The sequence below is a fragment of the Hymenobacter duratus genome (assembly GCF_014698995.1).
Lineage (GTDB): Bacteria > Bacteroidota > Bacteroidia > Cytophagales > Hymenobacteraceae > Hymenobacter > Hymenobacter duratus.
This window is the reverse complement of record NZ_JACWZZ010000001.1, coordinates 1877129-1895055: the sequence shown is the minus strand read 5'-3', so window position 1 is coordinate 1895055 and position 17927 is coordinate 1877129. Positions and strand designations below refer to the sequence as shown.

Genomic DNA, 17927 nt, shown 5'->3' with positions numbered 1-17927 from the left:
CACAAAAAAGCCAGACCCTAGGGTCTGGCTTTCGCAATAGCACTACATACTAGTTAAGCAGCCTGCTCGTCGGGGTAGAGTGGGAGAACGGGCGTATCGGGCTGCGCAACATATTCCTGGAATCGGGAGACCGGCGGTATCAGCGACGGGCCCACTGCCGTATTAGCATGGTGGCGGCGCAAGGCGCGCATCAACAGATACTTGTATTTCTCGGCATCGGCCAAGGCCGCATCCACAGCGCGCAGCGCGTCGTCGTAAGCAACTACCGGCACCGATTCGGCTGCATCACCCGTAGGATACGTCAGTTCAAAAACCGGACATTGCAGGTATTCAGCAGGCGTTTTCATAGAGGCAAGTTAGTAGGTTTCCGAGTTAAAATCCCATCAAAATACTAACACAGCTAGCATCCTTTTCATTCCGCGCATTTCAACTATTTATATTGGCTTTTACACGCCTAAGCACCTGAACACAACTACTTTATTTTCAATACTATTTTCCCAAACTGCAGGCCCTCGTCCATGCGACGGAGCGCTGTTTCTCCTTCGGCCAGAGCAAAGGTTTCATCAATAGCAGGCACGATGTGGTAGTGCTCCACCAAACGTACCATGTCGGCAAAATCCTGCGCCGTGCCCATCGTGGAGCCTAGTAAGGAAAGTTGCTTCCAGAACACTTTGCGGGCCGCCAACTCCGGAATGTCGCCGTGGGTAGCTCCGTAAAACACGATGCGCCCGCCGGGGGCAGCGGCATCAATCAGGTCGTTGAAGCCCGGTCCAGCAGCACTATCCACAATAACGTCGAAGCCGCCACCAGCCTGTTTGGTGAGCGTAGCAGGCCATTTTTCGGCTTTGTAGCTGATGCCTCCCTTAGCTCCCAGCGCTACGGCTTTGGTTATCTTCTCCTCTGAGCTCGATGTAACCCACACGTCGGCGCCAACGGCTACTGCCATCTGCAGCGCCAGCAATGCCACTCCGCCGCCTACTCCGCTGATGAGCACCCGCTCACCGGCTTGTAACTGCGCGCGCGTGAACATGGCGCGGTATGCAGTGAGCCCGCCCAAGGGCAGCGTCGCGGCCTGCTCGAAGCTGAGGTGAGCCGGCTTGGCGCGCACCTGCGCTGCCTCGACGCACACATATTCGGCAAAAGTACCATCCTGCGGCAAGCCCAGAATTTGGAAGTCGCGGCCCTGCGCGGCAGGCTGGCTGCCCCAGTGGCTGCCGGGGTTGATAAGCACTTGCTGGCCCTGCAGAGTGGCATCTACCCCTTCGCCCAGCATCGTAACAGTACCAGCACCATCAGAGCCCAGAACGATAGGAAACTTCAGGCCGGCGTACTGCCCTTTCTGAATCCAGATATCACGGTGGTTGAGAGCGGCGGCGTGTAGCTGCACCTGCACTTGGCCTGGCGCGGGCTGCGGGGTAGTAACTTCGCGGAGTTGCACGGATTGGTTGATGCCGTCGAGGACGAGTGCTTGCATGTGGAGAGGTAATGAGTGAGTGGATGAGTAAATCAGAACGGAATAGGGGATTGAGTGCGGACGCAACGCCTCAGAGAAACCGTGCTTTCAGCTCGGGAGTGGGCATCCAGCAGCTTTCTTCGCGGCCAAACCACCGGTAGCGGTTCCGGGCCACGAAGCGGTACGCGGCGTCGCGCAGGAAGCGGGGAAGCAACAGGGACGCCGCGAAACCGCGCCACGGCCAGCCCAACTGCCGGGCAATTCGCAAAGCCGCCGTAGAATGGGTGTAGAGCCGGCCATTTTCGAGCAGCAGCACTGTTTCGGGAGCGGCTGCTACTGTCTGGCCATGCGCCGCCAGTAGCGCCTGCCCGGCCTCCGACTGCAAGGAGGCGAAACGGAACCGGCCGGCCGCATCGTGACGGATGATGAACTGCACAAAGCCGTTGCAGAGGTTGCAGACCCCATCAAAGAAGACAATACGGACAGATGAATCGGGCATGGAGGGTATACGCTGGTGGTGTCGTAACAGACAATGGCATAAAACTTCCCGTCCGCACAGTTAGGCCGGCAGCAAGTCGCAGTACCAAAAGCCGGTAGCATAAGGATCTGGTGTAGCAGAAGCAGCTTCATCAGGGCCATTGGGCTGGTAGCCGGTAGATTGGGCAACGGCGGGCGGTGCATACGTGCGGTGCACCAACTCGCCTCGCTCAACGGCAATGGGCGCGCTGAAGTACGGCGCATCGTACACGAAGCTGTGGTATTCACCATTCTCACCGCAGGCATCTACTTCTGGTGGCAGGTCGCGCAGAAATTCTGCATCCAATTCACGGCCGCAGAAACTGGCATCCAGCATCTTCTCGTTGACACACACCACAATGGCCCGAAACCCCAGGTCGAGGTACTCTCTTAGCAGGTCGGCGGTAGGACGCTGCCACAGCGGAAACACGGCTTGCATGCCAGCCCGGGCCAACTGCTGCTCGCGGTAGTAGCGCAGGTCTTCCAAATGAATATCGCCGAAGATGGCGTGCTGTATGCCGCGGGCCTGCAAAGGCACCAATGCGGCCTTCATCAGCCGTTCGTAGTCGTCCATGCCGGGCATTTCGGGGAGTTCCAGCTTGGTGAGCGGCAAGCCAATGCGCTGCGCCTGCTGCTCCAGTAGCGCTACCCGCACGCCATGCATGGATACCCGCTGGTACTGCGCGTTTACGCTGGTCAGCAGGTCCGTGACGTGGTAGCGGGGGTTCTGGAGGGCGTGGTAGAGAGCGAGGGCCGAGTCTTTGCCCCCACTCCAGTTCATGAGGGTTGGGGCGGGCATGAGCCAAAGGTAAGGGTCTCGCAACCGAAGCAGGCTTGCGGCCGTTTGCCCAAAGCATCCTTTTCCGATTTCGCCCATGCACTATCCTGTTCGTATTCTGTCCCTTTCCGCTTTGCTGCTCAGCCTTATGCTGGCCAGCTGCGGCTCCGGCTCCTCCACTTCGGGCGCGGCCAATCCCTCTACCCCAGCCAACACCTCCGACTCTACCGGCACCGATGGTGCCCAGAACCAGAGCGCCGTACAGAACTCGACGCAGGCGGGCCCCGCGCCCGGCCCCGCCCAGTAGCACGACGGCTTCCTTGTCTTCCCTTCCATCTCTACCCTACTCTTCTTCTATGAAACGCTCCTTCACTTTCCTGCTGGCACTCAGCCTGGGTGCTGCCCTCACGGCCTGCGACTACAACAACACGCCGGGCAAAGACCCGCAAGCCAGCCAGGACTTCTCAGACGCGCCCAAAGCCACGACCAACGAAACCGACCGGGACAGTCTCAGCGGCGGGCAGAACGTGGAAACACCAACTGGCTTAGGCTCAGCCGCCGACCAGAAGACCTCGACCAACGCAGCGCTGGAAGGCGCCCCAAGCAGCCCTGGCTCCCCTACTACCACCATGCCAACCGAATCGGAAGAAGGCCGCTCTACAACTCGTGAAGAATAGCAGCCAGTCTGTTGCATAAAAAAAGTGCCGCCAGCATTGCTGGCGGCACTTTTTTTATGCAACAGACTGGCTACAACGCCCGGCCGGCGGGTGCTCCAATATCAGTACCCTTAGAAAGAGCTAGGCCACTGCTTAGTACCACTATATCCTCAAAGCCCCCCACCAGCGCACTGGGTAGGCCCGATTCGTCGGTGGTCTTTTTGCGTAGCCAGAAGCTACCAAATGTGGCCAGCCCCGCCACAGCGCTACCCAAAAGCGCACCATTCAGGGTTTTGCCGTGGTTTATTTTGTAGAGCGTGGCCCCTACCAAAGCCCCCGAAAGCAGCCTGCCCAACAGCACGGGCGGGGCAATCCGGTTGGGTGTTTGTGGGAGCTTGTCGCCTACCATCTCGCCGCCGGCCAGCAGCTTGAAACCCGTAGCTACCAGCGGTTTTTGCAAGTAGCGAAGCGGGGAGCCGGCCAAGGCCTGCGGATGGAATTTAGCCAGGTTGCCCGTCAACAGCGCCGGGGCCATCATGCTACGGAAGCCGGCTACAGTGCCTAGGCCAATGGTTTGCCAAAAGTGTTTGCTCATGATTTCAGGTAGTCAGATGAGGAAGGTAGTTGGCTTAAACGGCCCACGCGGTATCGTGGCTATGCGGGCTACCACTCTGCCGCAGCTATGGCTTGGGCTGCGGCCCCTGCCCCGGCCGGGCATAGGCAAAGGCTCCCACTGGCTGGGCCCGGAAATAGGTATCAAGCCCCGAAATACTTACGTCCTCGACGGCCGCCAGGTCGAGTGTACCGTCGGCCAGCAACACAGTATCCGGCAGATAGATATGTTCTACGCTGCCTACCAGCAGCACGGTGCCATTATGAATCGGTAGCTCTTCCTGCAGCCGCAGCCCAATGCCGATCTGGCTTTCGGCTACGTAAGGGGCCGGAAAATCGTCGCGCCAGACCGGGGTGAAGCCGCACGCGACAAACTCCGACTCGCCGGCCGGGAAGTCGGCGGAGGTGTAGTGAGCCTGCGCCACGAAACCGGCGTGCACATGGTTGATGGTGAAGCAGCCGGTGGCTTTCAGATTCTGGTAGGTGTGGCGCGGCACCGTGGTAGGCCGCGTGACGATGCCCAGCACCGCCGGCGCCGAGCCCAGATGCAGCACGGAGCTGAAAATAGCCAGGTTGGTAGCACCGTCGGCATCAGCCGTCCCGATAAGGTTGGCAGGTTTGTAGCCGGGTAGGGCGTTTATCAGGTTGAGACGAAACACCTTTTCAAAGGCCTGCAGGTCGGTGGGCGTAATATGGCGCATACTGGCGTACGGAGAGTGGATTGATAAACGCCACGGCCGGCCGGCGCATCATGCGCGCCGGCCGGCCGTGATACTTCTGTAGGCTAAGCCCTATTTCAGCAAATTGTTGCGCAGAAACAGCAGCATGGCCCCGTAGGTGTAGTCGCGGTTGGCTTTTTTGGCAAGGCTGTGGCCTTCGTCCTTCGCCATGATGTACCACACAGATGTGCCCTGCTGCTGCAAACCAGCTACCATCTGCTCCGATTCGGAAAGTGGCACGCGCGGGTCGTTTTTGCCCTGATACACCAGCATAGGCTTCGTGATATTCTTGATTTTGCTGATGGGCGAAATCTGCGCAAATATGGCCTGCATGGCCGGGTCCCGCTCGTCGCCGTACTCGGCGCGGCGCAGGTCGGCACGGTAAGGACTGGTGTTTTTGAGGAAAGTGGTGAAGTTGCTGATGCCGAACAGGTCAATACCGCAGCGCATCTGGTCGTTGTAGTTGGTCATGGTGGCCAGGCTCATGTAACCGCCGTAAGAGCCGCCGTACACCGCCACTCTGCCCGGATCCAGATCAGGCTGGCGGCCAATCCATTCCAGCAGCGCGCCAATATCTTTCACCGATTCTTCGCGCTTGGCCCCGTTATCTAGCTTGAGGTAGGTCTTGCCGTAGCCGCTGGAACCGCGCACGTTGGGCACCACCACCGCAATACCCAGCTCATTCACCAGCAGATTAATCAGCGGGCTGAACGTCGGCAGCGACTGGCCTTCGGGCCCGCCATGAATGCTGATGAGCACCGGCGTTTTGCCCGTCGCGTTTTTGGGCTTATACAGGAAAGCCGGTATCAGGCGCGCCTGCCCGTCTACTTGGTCGAAGGTGGAATACTGAATCAGGCTGGGCTCCACGAAGTTCGCCGAGTTCAGGCCCCCCAGCTCACTGGTGGTCCAGCGCGTCAGGGTCTTGGTGGTCAGGTCGGCTACATACACGTCGCTGCTGGCGGTGGGCGTCGATACGCTCAGGGCCAAGCGGCGGCTGTCGTCGTTGAGGCGGAAGTTGCTGATCACGCCTTTCGGCACGTTGGCAACGGGCTGATACTTGCGGGTTTTGGTATCAAGCATATAGAGCTTCGAGTAGCCATCCTCGTTCGTGGCAAACACGAGCTTTGTGCCGTCCTTGCTCAGGTCCATGCCTTGCACGTCCCAGGGGATGGGTGCCGTGAGCGGAGCTTGCTGCTTGCTTGCCAGATCCACGTAGCGCAGGGTCTGGAACTCGGTGCCTTCGTCAGAAACAAGAAACAGCCCTTTGCCATCTTTGGTAAATTCCGCGCCGCTATAGCTCACGGGGCCAGCCGTGGCAAACAGCCGCTCCAGCTTGCGGCTGGCCACATCGAAGCGGTAGAGCTCGGCTTCGTTGATGGATTTGTAGTTACTGAGAATCATCTGCTTTCCATCATCCGACCAGGCCGACACGCCCCAGCCCCCACCCTTCAGCTCCGTAAGCAGGGTGGGCTTGGCCTCGGGCTGGAAGTTGAGCAGATACAGGTCGAGGTCGGCACCGTTGCGCTGGTTGCTCATGTACGCCAGCTGCGACCCGGCCCGGTTCCAGCCCTGAAACTGGTTGCGGCTTTTGCCATCCGTCAGCAGCCGGGCGCGGCCCGTACTCAGGTCGAAGAAGTAGATCTGGTAGTTCTCATTGCCACCATTGTCGCGGCTGAAAACGAAGCCGTTTTGCTTTTTGTCGGGCGCTACGGCAGCAGCGGCCAGCGGCTCTTTATAGAACGTAATCTGGCGTCGGTCGGCGCCGGGTGCCGCCACATGGTGGATCTGGGGCACCTCGGCGAAACGAGTGGAGATGAACAGACCTTTGCCTTCCCGGTCCCAGTCGGCCACTGTGGCGCCGCGCACGTTCTGGTACTGGTCGACGCGCTCCATCAGATCGGCGGGCAGAGCCGGGATATTGCGCACCACCAGATTACCGATTTCCTGCGTAGCTTCTTGATTTTGAGCGTCTCCGCTGTATGCAACAGCCAGCAGCCCTGCGAGTAGTAGTTGTTTTCTCATCATGAAAAGATAGAGTTCCTGAACAATCAAAGCTACCCTTTTTCATGTCCCAAAAAACACCACCTCACGACGCAATAACCACCTGTGTCACAGTCAGCCTGTCGCACGAGAAGGTGCTGAATCCGGTACGCACGCACCTCCTATCCAACAGATGCGAATACGCCAGCCAAGTGGCTCCAACAGAACACTGCCCGCCTCATCCGGAAACCAGAACTGAAGCGGGCAGTGCAAGCGGCATGCAGGGCCTCTACCGATGGCGAGAAGCCCAGTTGTCCATTTTGCGCTCCAGCACGGCCAGTGGCATCACACCGTCCTTCAACAGCTCGTCATGAAACTGTGGGAGTCGGAAATGCTCCTTATTCTGGCCGGCATATTTTTCCCGCAGCGCATTTGGCTTGCTGCCGAGCTGCTTGGCGTATTTCTCGCGCATCTCTCGGATTTTGAGCGCTCCTATCTTGTAAGACAGTGCTTGGCCAGGAATGGCCATATACCGTTCAATTTCGGCAGTAGCACCTTCTTCGCTAATGGCTTCGTTGCTCATCATGTACTTGATAGCCTGCTCGCGGGTCATATTTTTGGTGTGCATGGCCACGTCCACTACCAGGCGTACAGCGCGGTGCATTTCGTCGCCGAGGGCGCCCATATACTGGTACGGGTCGGTGTAGAGGCCCAGCTCTTTGCCCAGACTTTCAGTGTAGAGCGCCCAGCCTTCGCCTATGGCCCCATACCACGCAAAGCGGCGGAACTTAGGCAAGTCGGTGTTTTCCTGCTGCAGCGAAATCTGGTAGTGGTGTCCGGGAATAGCTTCGTGCAGAAACAGCGACTCCATCCCCGACGTCGTGTTGAATTTCGTGGCATCTACAATCGGAATATAGAAAATGCCGGGCCGCGAGCCATCCGGGGAGCCTTGGTTGTACTCGGCGGAGGCAGAGGCAGCACGGAAGGCTTCGGTCTGCCGGATTTCGAACGGCGTTTTGGGGGTGCGCCCAAATAGCTTGGGCAGGTTTGGGGTGATTTTGGCCTGGATACCGCGGAAAGCGTTCAGCACATCTTCCGGCATCTTGTAAGGCATCAGCTTAGGGTCGGTTTTCAGCGAGGCGAAGAAGGCCGGCAGGTCGCCTTGGAAGCCTACCTGTGCTTTTACCTTCTCCATTTCACCCCGGATGCGGGCCACTTCCTTCACGCCGGTTTCATAGATTTCCTCCGGCGTTTTGTCGGTGGTGGTCCAGCTCTTCACGTAGTAGCGGTAGATGTCGGGGCCGCCGGGCACCGCCGAAATGCCGGTGCTGGGGCGTGCTTTAGGCGCATACTCCTTCTCCAGGAAGTCGCCGAGCTTCCTGTATGTAGGCACCAGTTCCTCCATGATGGCCTTCTTGTAAGCAGCCGTAATACGCTGCTTGTCAGCGGCCGAAATATCGGCGGGCATCTTGTTGATGGGACCGTAGAACAGGCTCTTAGTAGGATCTGTCACTTGCAGGTCGCGCATCTGCGGAATCATCTTCGTGACCAGCGTTTTGGGCAGCACCACGCCAGCCTTCATGCCCTGCCGAAAATTGCTGATGGCCGTATCGGCCCACACCGAGAAGCCGCGCACGCGGCCCAGCCAGTTGTCGTAGTCCTTGGCAGTTTTGAAGGGCTGCATGCCCTCACCCGAGCCGTATTGCCCCATCGTGATGGGCAGCCCCCAGAACTGCTGGAAAGGTATCATCCAGGTGTTTAGCTTCAGTCCTTCCAGCTTGGTTTCGAGGTCGTACTGGAAAATATCGTAGCTGATTTTGTCGTTGTCGGCCAGCGTAGCGCGGTCAAACTTCTTCAGGCCATCCAGATATTTCTGGTAGAAGGCCGTCAGATTCTGCCGGAAAGCTTTGGTACCGTCGTTCGGCAGCTGGTCGTTGTAGCGGTTGTCGCCTTGCGTGGTAGCATCGAGCGGAAAGAGCTTGGCGTTTTCTTCCCAATACAGTTCAAACAACTGGTTGATTTCTTTCACGTCGGCGAGGCTGGTGGGAGCTGTAGTGTCCCCTGTTTTCGGCTTCTGCTGGTTGCAGCCGCCAAGCAGCATTCCGGCCAGCAAGCCTGTCAGGACGATATTTTTCATGCGGAAAGCGGGAGTAAGGTTGGTACCGGGCAAGATAAGAGGTTTCGCGGGGCGCTGGCTGCCAGACACAAAAAGCCCCCGAAGAAAATCTTCGGGGGCTTCCGTGTAAAGTGCGACGTGGCTTACCGCTTTGGGCTATTCGGCCAGCATAAACTTGCGGCTGATAGTGCCTTGGTTCGTTATTGCCTGCACAATATAGACGCCTGAACCAGTGCTGCTCAAAGGCACCTCGCGGCTCACAACTCCAGTGGTGCTGGTAGGCATATTTTCGGTGTACACGACCCGGCCCATGCTATCCATCACACGGAGCATTTGGCACACGGCTGGCGTATTTACCTGGATGTTCAGGCGGCTGCTAGTGCCGTAGGCGTTCAGGTCCTGCTTATCGATACCAGCCAGTAGAACATTCACCACCGGCGAATAAGCGAAGGTGCCGTCTTTGTCAATTTGCTTGAGACGGTAGTAATTGTTGCCGGCCAGGGGCTTGCGGTCAATGGCCGAATAGGAGCGAAGCGTTTGCGACGAGCCCGCGGCAGCAACGGACGTTACCGGTACAAACTCCTTGCTTTCGCCTGCCCGCTCTATCAAGAAACTATCCGAGTTCTTCTCGGTAGCCGTGGTCCAGACTATCTGTACTGTACCGCCCGTGTTGCGGGCCGAAAAGCTGCGCAGCTCCACCGGCAGCGGCGCCCGGCAGCCATCAATCGTGATATACTGGGCAATATTGGGGTTGCAGCTGAGGCCTTCCGTGTCACAAGCATTGGCCGTGCCCTGCACACATACACTGATGTTAGGGCCAAAAAGACCGTTGAGCGAACCATTGTTGTTGGTAAGTACGCAGCCGCTGATGTTCACCTGGCCGGTACCTTCAATGGTAGGGTTGCCTTGGCGGACAATCAGATTTCCTTCAATTGTCACGCTGCCGTTCACTTCCAGCGTCGACTGGTTGGCTACCGATATGTTGCAGCTGGTGCGCAACGAGGCATTGATTTCAGCGTCAGCTTTGTAGAAACTCAACGACGTTACCTGCAGAGTCCCGTTCAGGACGAGACGCAGCTTGTCGTTGCCCTGCTGGCTTCCGAAACTCAGCCGGCGGCCGGCTCTGTCCTCGATGAGTGAACCACCAGCATTTACCGTCAGGAGGCCGTTGCCTCCTTCAATCGAATAATCCTGGTCGAGAACTACGGCCGAGTTGATGACGATAATGTTGTTCGTTTCTCTTTGGCGGGTGGTAGAATTCATTGCTGGAGCCGAGACACCTGCTATTCCATCTACAAGCCAAGTGTTGGGGTTACTCCAGGCGCCACCGCCGGGGCGAGAGACGTAAGTTGTCTGGGCCAGCACCCGCGAAGATGCGCCGAAGCCAAACAGAAAAAGTATAACAAAAGAAAGTAGGTAGGCTTTCATGGGAATGTGGTTTAAGTTTTATTTCTTTGAACTCGTTTGCGGCTTGTACGCCGCCACTGCTCATTAGGGTATCCATAACAAGACCGTATATAATATTTTTATATTTATTTATATAAATAAATCAATTTTTGTTAAAATTACACATATAACAAATTTGTACCTCGTATGCGGTGCATTCTGCCTCACACATTGCACTTAAATAATATCTCCGCGCTGCTATAAAGAGCAGAAAGCAGCGTATATTTTTTAGAAAAACTTTTCCCTTCTTAGGAATATGTCTGCTCAGGCCAACCCAGAGCCGACATTTCAGGTTATCCTACCTGCCGTCTTAGCGGTTTAAGACAGCTCACTCACTATCTAATCTGGAAGTAATGGCATCAATAGCCGGTAAAAACGCCCTTGTTACGGGTGCAGGCAAAGGAATCGGGCGGGCAGTGGCGGTGGCCCTGGCACAGGAAGGCGTGAACGTGGCGTTGCTGGCCCGCACTGAAGCGCAGTTGCAGGAGGTAGCGAAGGAAATAGAAGCCCTGGGCGTGAAAGCCGTGGTACTGGCCGCTGATATTGCCGACCGCGCCGCCGTGGAAGCCGCCGTAGCGCAAGCTACTGAGGCTCTCGGCTCCATTGATATCCTGATCAACAACGCCGGAATCGGCACGTTTGCCAAGCTCGTAGACATGGACCCCGCCGAGTGGGAGCACATCATTCAGGTGAACCTGATGGGCACGTACTACGCCACCCGCGCCGTATTGCCGGGCATGATTGCGCGCGAAACCGGCGACATCATCAACGTGGCCAGCACGGCCGGGCAGCGTGGCGCGGCTACCACCAGCGCCTACAGCGCCTCCAAGTTTGCCGTGCTTGGTCTCACCGAGTCGCTGATGCAGGAAGTGCGCAAGCACAACATCCGCGTGTCGGCCCTTACGCCCAGCACCGTGGCTACGGACCTGGCCATCAGCAACAAGCTCACCGACGGCAACCCCGACAAGGTGATGCAGCCCGAAGACCTGGCCGAGTTCATGGTGGCCCAGCTCAAGCTCAACCGCCGCATCTTCATCAAGGAAGCTGGCATGTGGAGCACCAACCCATAACAGCTGCGTGTCGCCTGTCATTCCGAGCAGCGCGAGGAATCTCGCTAGTGTAGTGTTTTACCATACTGGCGAGATTCCTCGCGCTACTCGGAATGACGGACAAGCTGCAACCCCAGCCCCGCCGTACGGGTACACTCCTCCAACCGACACCCTTTCTATCCTTTCCGCCATGCTTAAGAGAGATTTTCTAAAAAATGGCCTGCTGACGATGGTCGGCGCGCTGGTAAGCCCCGCTGTGCTGGCGGCGGCCCACGAAGAAAAGCTGCTGCGCGACGCCCGCGCCACCCCCATGGCCGATGGCCCCTTCACGCTGCCGGCTCTGCCCTATGCCTTCAATGCGCTGGAGCCGCATATTGATGCCAAGACCATGGAAATCCACCATGATGCGCATCACAAAACCTACGTTTCGAAGCTGAATGAGGCCGTAGCGGGCAAGCCGGAAGAGAAGCTGAGCCTGGCTCAGCTGCTGGCCTCGGCCAGCAAACAGCCCGACGCCATCCGCAACAACGCGGGCGGCCACTGGAACCACTCGTTTTTCTGGCAGATTCTGTCGCCGAAGGGTGGCGGTCAGCCTACCAGCGGCTTAGCGGCAGCCATCAACAAGGATTTCGGCTCCTACGAGAAGTTCACCGAGGAATTCACGAAAGCTGCAAGCGGCCGTTTTGGCTCGGGCTGGGCCTGGCTGATTCATGATAAAAAGGCGAACAAGCTCATGATTACGAGCACGCCCAACCAAGACAACCCATTGATGGATCTGCCCGGCGTACAGCGGGGCACGCCTATCCTGGGCCTCGACGTGTGGGAGCATGCCTACTACCTCAAGCACCAGAACAAGCGCCCCGACTACATCAAAGCGTTCTGGAGCGTGGTAAACTGGGGCGAAGTATCCAGCCGCTACGACGAGTCGCGCAAGGGATAAGCGTAGTTTTACAAGCAATAGAAAGGGCCGCCTCGTACTTGAGGCGGCCCTTTCTATTGCTATGTAACACCGTCATTCCGAGCGGAGCCGAGGAATCTCGCTAGTGTGGTAAATAATACTGCCGCAACATCAGCACGCGAGATTCCTCGGCTCCGCTCGGAATGACGGTCACGTTTACTCTATGCGCCCGTTGCGGATACGGACATCGGCCTTGGGCTCGGGCTTTTTGACCATCGTACCGAACGCGCCTTTCTTTTCAAACGAGGCAATAACTTCATCCTCCACCGGAGTGCGCTGCACAACGGGGTTGTTGGCCCAGAATTCGGGGTCGTACTTGATGGCTTTGATGGCGGCTAGGTCCCGGTCCTGCACACTCACGCGGGCATAGGGAATGGTAGTAGGCTTGGTGGTGGTGTCGTAAAAAAAGGTAAACGACGAGACCGTAAGCGGAGTCGCCTGCTTGCCACTGACCAGATCGGCGGCCAGATTCACCTTCATGTATTCCAGCGGCGCCACTGCCACGGCCGGGTCGTCGTTGCGGAAAGCCATTTCGATTTCCAGCTGCGTGTTGCGGAATTTCTGGTTGGGGTTCGACGTGGAGCCCGTGAAATTGGGCGACTTCATATGATAGCGCACCACTTTATAGGAGTCAATATCAATCCAGATGGTGCCCTCAGAGCGGTATTTAGTCAGTTCGGGGCGGGTTTCGAAGTCGATTTCCGCAATGCCGCCCTTGGTGCTGTCGGCGCCCGACACAATGCCTTTCAGCTCCAGCAGGTAGTTTTTCACCACGTTGGGGCTGAGCAGCGCCAACGATTTGGTAGTATCAGCATTGGCATCGTAGAGGCCGTAGGACTTGGTGTAGAGCGAGAAGTTGCTGAAGTTGGTCATGCTCGGAACCGCCGCGTAGCGCCCCTGCGCAATGGCCGTGCCCTCGATGCGGGCGTTGCTGGACTTCACGTTCCAGACCACTTCCTGCAGTTCCGTGGGCTGCTTGTCGATGCGGGTAAGCTGGCGGTAGAAGGCCTTACCGTAGAATTTCTGGTCGTAGTGGGCCTGCATCTGGCGGTAGGCACGGTCTACGAGCTGGAACGGGTAGCTGCCCACTTTCACTTCCGGCAGTGCTACGGCGGCCGTAGCCAGGGGCAGCTTCAGCGGCTCCGAGGCGCTGGTCACCCGAATTGTATCCTTCAAGTGGCCTAACTCTGATACCAGCAGCGTAACCGGCAGTTTGGGCACGTTTAGCGTGAATTCGCCATCGACGTTGGTGGTGGTGCCAAGTGTGGTGTTGCGCACTACCACGCTGGAGAAGGGCAGCGTCTCGCGGGTGTCCTTATCGATGACGGTGCCGCGCAGCTGTATCTGGGCTTGTGCTACCTGCACGAGCAACAGCGCGGCCGTAAGCAGGCCTACTGGCCGGCTCAGACGGCGGAGGGAAAGGGCGAGGGAGAAGAAGGAGCGCAGAATCAAAATGGCCGGGGTTGAGGTGAAACGATAAACCGGACAGCCATAACGCCGCCACGGCCCGCAGGCATATACCACACCGCAAAAGTAGGCCCACTCTGCTCAACGCCGCCAGATTTTCACTTGCGCTGCCATCTGCCGTCTGCTTTGTGGCAATGAAATCAGCGGTTGGGGCAGGTTACTGCCGTTTCAGAAGAATCGGCAGTGGGCGCTGTTCGGCGGGAGTGCCGTAGCCGCTGCCGCGCGTCTGGCCTTGCCAGCAGCTTCCTATCAGTGTGTCGCAGGAATTCAAAATCAATACGTGCGAATTGGGGTTGCTGCTGGAAATCAGGGCGACGTAGGGTTTCGAAAAATCCCGCATTTCTATACTCCAGTTTCCGGAAGAAGCCGAATCGAGAGTTGGCAGCGTGGTTTTCCACGTGTACCGTCCGTCGGCCCCAAGTTGCAGGTCGAAGCTATAGCCGGTTCCAGCAGACAGCGTATCCGTAGTAGTCGCCTGATACCAACCCACGCATTGCTGCGTGCCCCGGGCGTCCTCAGCATCCTCCTGCCACTCCTGATAGGCCTGCGTACTAAACGAATAGACGACTCCAGACAACCAACTGCCGGCCGGCAGCAGCAACAGCACTCCGCCAACAGTTCGCAGCCAGTTCCCCGAGTTGGCCGGTTTCCGGCGCAGGCGAATCAGCATCCGGGCACCAAAAAAAGCCAGCGCCAGCAGTAGCAGCACGCCAAGCGCCTGTGCCAGTTTGAAAAGCCCGTAAGCCAGGTCGAGGGGTCCGGCGTCCAGTAGAAGCATTGCTACGGTAGTAGAAGTGTGAAGGTCCTAGTTAGGCGAAAGAATCGGATTAGGCAGCGGCCAGCCGGCAACGCCACCAACAGGTTGGCCTAAACAGATTTTTCTGCTTCCTGCAGCATCCATGCAGCACTCCGCCCGTGCATCCTGTCAATTACCGTAAATTCGCATCCCCACTAACCACCGTATCTATCTTGTCTTTTCCCCGCTTCCTCCCGTTCCTGTGGCTGCTGCTGGTATTGTTGAGCCTTCCTGATGCTTCAGCCCAGCGCCGCCGGAAACCAGCCGCCAAGAAGAAAACCAGCCGCACCGTAACCCGGACGCCGGCTCCCAAACCTACCGCTAAAGCGCCTGCCCAGCCTGCAGCAGCCAAAGCCACTGCCAAACCAGCGTCTAAAAGCCGTAACCAGCCCGTGCCCTTTGCGGCCCAGCTGGCCAGTTCGCGGTGGGTTGATTCGGTCATGAAGACGCTCACGCCCGACCAGCGGGTGGCGCAGTTGTTCATGGTGGCCGCCTACTCCAACCGCAAGCGCATCGACGAAGACTCCATCACAGCCCTGATTCAGCAGTATGGCATCGGGGGTATCGTGTTTTTCCAGGGTGGGCCAGTCCGGCAGTCGCGCCTGCTGAACCGCTACCAGGCGCAGAGCAAAGTGCCGCTGCTGGTGGCTATGGACGCCGAATGGGGCGTTGGCATGCGCCTCGACAGCGTGCAGCGCTTCCCGTTCCAGATGAGCATGGGCGGCATCCGCGACAACCAGCTGATGTATGACATGGGCACCGAGGTAGCTGCGCAGTTTAAGCGCCTGGGCATGCACGTCAACTTCGCGCCGGTAGTGGACGTGAATAACAACGCCGCCAACCCCGTCATCGGCTACCGCAGCTGGGGCGAAGACCGGCAGAGCGTGACCGAGAAAAGCTACCTCTACATGAAGGGCATGCAGGATGCCAACATCCTGGCCGTCGCCAAGCACTTCCCCGGCCACGGCGACACCGATACCGACTCGCACCTGGCCCTACCGCTGCTGCGCATCGACCGCAAGCGCATTGACACGCTGGAGCTTTTTCCGTTCCGCAGCCTGATGGCCCGCGGCCTCGGCGGCATGATGGTGGCCCACCTCAATATTCCGGCGCTTGACACGACCGGCATGCCCAGTACGCTTTCCAAGCCAATTACCACAGGTTTGCTGAAGCAGAAAATGGGTTTCGAGGGCGTGGTGTTCACGGATGCTATGAACATGAAGGGCGTGATTTCAAAGTATCCGCCCGGCGACGCCGACGTGCGTGCCCTGCAGGCCGGCAACGACATTCTGGAGTTCAGCAAGAACATTCCGCTGGCCATCCGCATGGTGCGCGACGCCATCAATGCCGGCCAGCTGACGCAGGAATCCATTGATGCGCGCTGCCGCAAGATGCTGGCTTTGAAGCAGTGGGCCGGCCTCGACAAGTACAAGCCCATCGACCTGAAGAATATCACCGCCGACCTCAACACGCCGCACGCTCAGTACTTGAGCCAGCATCTCACCGAGCTGAGCGTGACCGTGCTGCGCAACCAGCGCAACCTGCTGCCCCTGCAGCGCCTCGATACGCTGCGCCTGGCCACGCTCACCATCGGCACCAAAGACACCACCGACTTCCAGCGCATGGTGGCTGACTACGCCCCGGCCCGCCACTTCTGGATTTCGGCCACGCCGAGCCTGGATGAGCTGACGCAAATGCGCGAAACGCTGAAGGGCTTTAACACGGTGCTCATTGGCGTGAACAACCTGGGCCGCCTGCCTGCCACCAATTTCGGCGTAACCTCGGAAACCAACGTGCTGCTGCACGAGCTGGGCAGCCAAGGCCAGAAGCTCATCGTGTCGGTGTTCGGCAATGCCTACGCTGTGGCCAAAATCCGGGACCTGGACCGCGCCGATGCCGTGGTGCTGGCCTACCAGGAAAGCAAAAACGCCCAGGACGTGGCCGCCGAGGTGATTTTCGGGGGCGTATCGGCCAGCGGCAAGCTGCCCGTGACCGTGAGCGACAAGTACAGCTACGGCGCCGGCCTCACCACGCAGGGCGGCACCCGTCTGCGCTACAGCTTCCCGGAGGCAGTGGGCATGAACAACAACCTCGAAGCCCGCGTGGACTCGATTATGAACGGCGCGGTGGCGGCCAAAGCCTTCCCTGGCGGCGAGGTGGTCATTGCCCGGCGGGGCGTGGTGGTACTGCGCAAAAGCTACGGCACCCACTCCTTTGCTGATGCGCCCAGCCAAGCCGGCAAGCCCAGCCGCGCCGTCCGCAACACCGACCTCTACGACCTGGCCTCGCTGACCAAAGTGTCGGCGGCGCTGCCGGCCCTGATGCGCCTGCAGGACCAGGGCAAGTTCAACCCCGACATGACCATGGGCCAGCTATTTCCGGAGCTGGTGGGCACCAACAAGCAGGACCTGAAGCTGCGCGACGTGCTGACGCACCAGGCCCGCCTGAAAGCCTGGATTCCGTTCTGGAAAGACTATACCAAGCCGCGCGGCCTGTTCAATTCGCTGCTCGGCAAAAGCCCGGAGCCCAAGGAAGTGTCGCTCACGAAGCCTTCGGAGCTTAGCCGCCGCTACTTCCGCCCCGACTCATCGGCGCGCTTCCCGCTGCGGGCCGCCACCGGTCTGTGGGCCCGCCAGGATTTCCCGGAGCTGATAACGAAAGCCATTGCCGAGTCGCCGCTGAACGAGAAGCCCGGCTACGTCTACTCCGATTTGTCGTTTATTCTGTACCCACGCTTCGTGCAGGCCGCCAGCGGCAAGCCCCTCAATCAGTTCATCACCGACGAAATCTACCGGCCCCTGGGCGCCACCTCGCTGGGCTACAACCCCACACGCCGCTTCCCACTGGCCCGCATCACGCCCACCGAGTACGATTCGCTGTTCCGCAAGCAGCTGCTGCACGGCACCGTCGATGACGAAGGTGCGGCTTTGCTCGGCGGCCTCTCGGGCCACGCCGGCCTGTTTGGCAACGCCAACGACCTGGCCAAAGTGGTGCAGCTCTACGCCTGGAACGGCAAGTATGGCGGCCAGCAGTTGCTGAAGGCCGAAACCGTGCAGGAGTACACCAAGTGCCAGTTCTGTCCCGATAACCGCCGTGCCCTCGGCTTCGACCGTCCCGCCGCCAACCCCACGGTAAATTCGGCCAAAAGTGTGTCGCAGCAGAGCTACGGGCACACTGGCTTCACGGGCACCTATTTCTGGGTCGACCCCAAGGAGGAGCTGACTTGCATTGTGCTGACCAACCGCGTGAACCCCTCGCGCCGCAACAACAAGCTGTCTGAGCTAAGTGTGCGCTCCGGCGTGCTGCAAGTGGCGCTGGAAAGCGTGCGGCAGCCAGTTAAGCAGGCGGTGGAGACAACAGTGGAGGAATAAAGTTTTCTCG

Annotated in this window: 16 protein-coding genes; 5 read left to right on the top strand and 11 right to left on the bottom strand. The window is 58.7% G+C overall.

The window, feature by feature from the left end:
- Window positions 1-53: 53 nt before the first annotated feature.
- From IC231_RS07870 to IC231_RS07855, 4 genes are all read right to left on the bottom strand, one after another.
- Window positions 54-347: a hypothetical protein gene (locus IC231_RS07870; protein WP_190783928.1), complete on the bottom strand. Its 294-nt coding sequence runs from the start codon at window positions 345-347 to the stop codon at window positions 54-56.
- A gap of 125 nt (window positions 348-472) precedes the next feature.
- Complete coding sequence (locus tag IC231_RS07865; protein ID WP_190783927.1) at window positions 473-1474, bottom strand: zinc-binding dehydrogenase; 1002 nt, start codon at window positions 1472-1474, stop codon at window positions 473-475.
- A gap of 70 nt (window positions 1475-1544) precedes the next feature.
- Window positions 1545-1952, bottom strand: coding sequence for a thiol-disulfide oxidoreductase DCC family protein (locus IC231_RS07860; protein WP_190783926.1), 408 nt, complete (start codon window positions 1950-1952; stop codon window positions 1545-1547).
- A gap of 60 nt (window positions 1953-2012) precedes the next feature.
- Window positions 2013-2768 (bottom strand): Dph6-related ATP pyrophosphatase, encoded by a 756-nt coding sequence (locus IC231_RS07855; protein WP_211538939.1) that lies wholly within the window; start codon window positions 2766-2768, stop codon window positions 2013-2015.
- Between the two features lie 76 nt (window positions 2769-2844).
- On the opposite strand from IC231_RS07855, the gene IC231_RS07850 reads away from it, so the two are divergent.
- The gene (locus tag IC231_RS07850) at window positions 2845-3054 is read left to right on the top strand and encodes a hypothetical protein (RefSeq protein ID WP_190783925.1); all 210 of its coding nucleotides are present in this window, start codon (window positions 2845-2847) and stop codon (window positions 3052-3054) included.
- Window positions 3055-3103: 49 nt separating this feature from the next.
- Window positions 3104-3424 carry a hypothetical protein gene (locus tag IC231_RS07845; RefSeq protein ID WP_190783924.1) on the top strand — a complete coding sequence of 107 codons (321 nt, stop codon included), beginning with the start codon at window positions 3104-3106 and terminating at the stop codon, window positions 3422-3424.
- Between the two features lie 70 nt (window positions 3425-3494).
- On the opposite strand, the gene IC231_RS07840 is transcribed toward IC231_RS07845, so the two are convergent.
- The 5 genes from IC231_RS07840 to IC231_RS07820 form a co-directional block, all read right to left on the bottom strand.
- Window positions 3495-3998 carry a DUF4126 family protein gene (locus IC231_RS07840; protein WP_190783923.1) on the bottom strand — a complete coding sequence of 168 codons (504 nt, stop codon included), beginning with the start codon at window positions 3996-3998 and terminating at the stop codon, window positions 3495-3497.
- An 85-nt stretch (window positions 3999-4083) separates the two neighbouring features.
- A complete protein-coding gene (locus tag IC231_RS07835) occupies window positions 4084-4716 on the bottom strand; it encodes a flavin reductase family protein (RefSeq protein ID WP_190783922.1) in 633 nt (210 codons plus the stop codon).
- 90 nt (window positions 4717-4806) lie between these two features.
- Complete coding sequence (locus IC231_RS07830; protein ID WP_190783921.1) at window positions 4807-6756, bottom strand: S9 family peptidase; 1950 nt, start codon at window positions 6754-6756, stop codon at window positions 4807-4809.
- A 247-nt stretch (window positions 6757-7003) separates the two neighbouring features.
- Window positions 7004-8851 (bottom strand): DUF885 domain-containing protein, encoded by a 1848-nt coding sequence (locus tag IC231_RS07825; RefSeq protein ID WP_190783920.1) that lies wholly within the window; start codon window positions 8849-8851, stop codon window positions 7004-7006.
- A gap of 135 nt (window positions 8852-8986) precedes the next feature.
- Window positions 8987-10093 (bottom strand): T9SS type A sorting domain-containing protein, encoded by a 1107-nt coding sequence (locus IC231_RS07820; protein ID WP_190783919.1) that lies wholly within the window; start codon window positions 10091-10093, stop codon window positions 8987-8989.
- Window positions 10094-10629: 536 nt separating this feature from the next.
- Here IC231_RS07820 and IC231_RS07815 point away from each other — a divergent pair.
- Window positions 10630-11346: a 3-ketoacyl-ACP reductase gene (locus IC231_RS07815; RefSeq protein WP_190783918.1), complete on the top strand. Its 717-nt coding sequence runs from the start codon at window positions 10630-10632 to the stop codon at window positions 11344-11346.
- Window positions 11347-11515: 169 nt separating this feature from the next.
- Window positions 11516-12265 (top strand): superoxide dismutase, encoded by a 750-nt coding sequence (locus tag IC231_RS07810; protein ID WP_190783917.1) that lies wholly within the window; start codon window positions 11516-11518, stop codon window positions 12263-12265.
- A gap of 174 nt (window positions 12266-12439) precedes the next feature.
- Here the strand turns inward: IC231_RS07810 and IC231_RS07805 are convergent, their stop codons facing one another.
- On the bottom strand, window positions 12440-13735 hold the full coding sequence (locus IC231_RS07805; protein ID WP_190783916.1) for a carboxypeptidase-like regulatory domain-containing protein: 1296 nt from the start codon (window positions 13733-13735) through the stop codon (window positions 12440-12442).
- Window positions 13736-13907: 172 nt separating this feature from the next.
- The gene (locus tag IC231_RS07800) at window positions 13908-14528 is read right to left on the bottom strand and encodes a hypothetical protein (protein WP_190783915.1); all 621 of its coding nucleotides are present in this window, start codon (window positions 14526-14528) and stop codon (window positions 13908-13910) included.
- A gap of 191 nt (window positions 14529-14719) precedes the next feature.
- Between IC231_RS07800 and IC231_RS07795 the strand changes: the two genes are divergently transcribed.
- Window positions 14720-17917 (top strand): glycoside hydrolase family 3 N-terminal domain-containing protein, encoded by a 3198-nt coding sequence (locus IC231_RS07795; protein WP_211538937.1) that lies wholly within the window; start codon window positions 14720-14722, stop codon window positions 17915-17917.
- Window positions 17918-17927 lie beyond the last annotated feature (10 nt).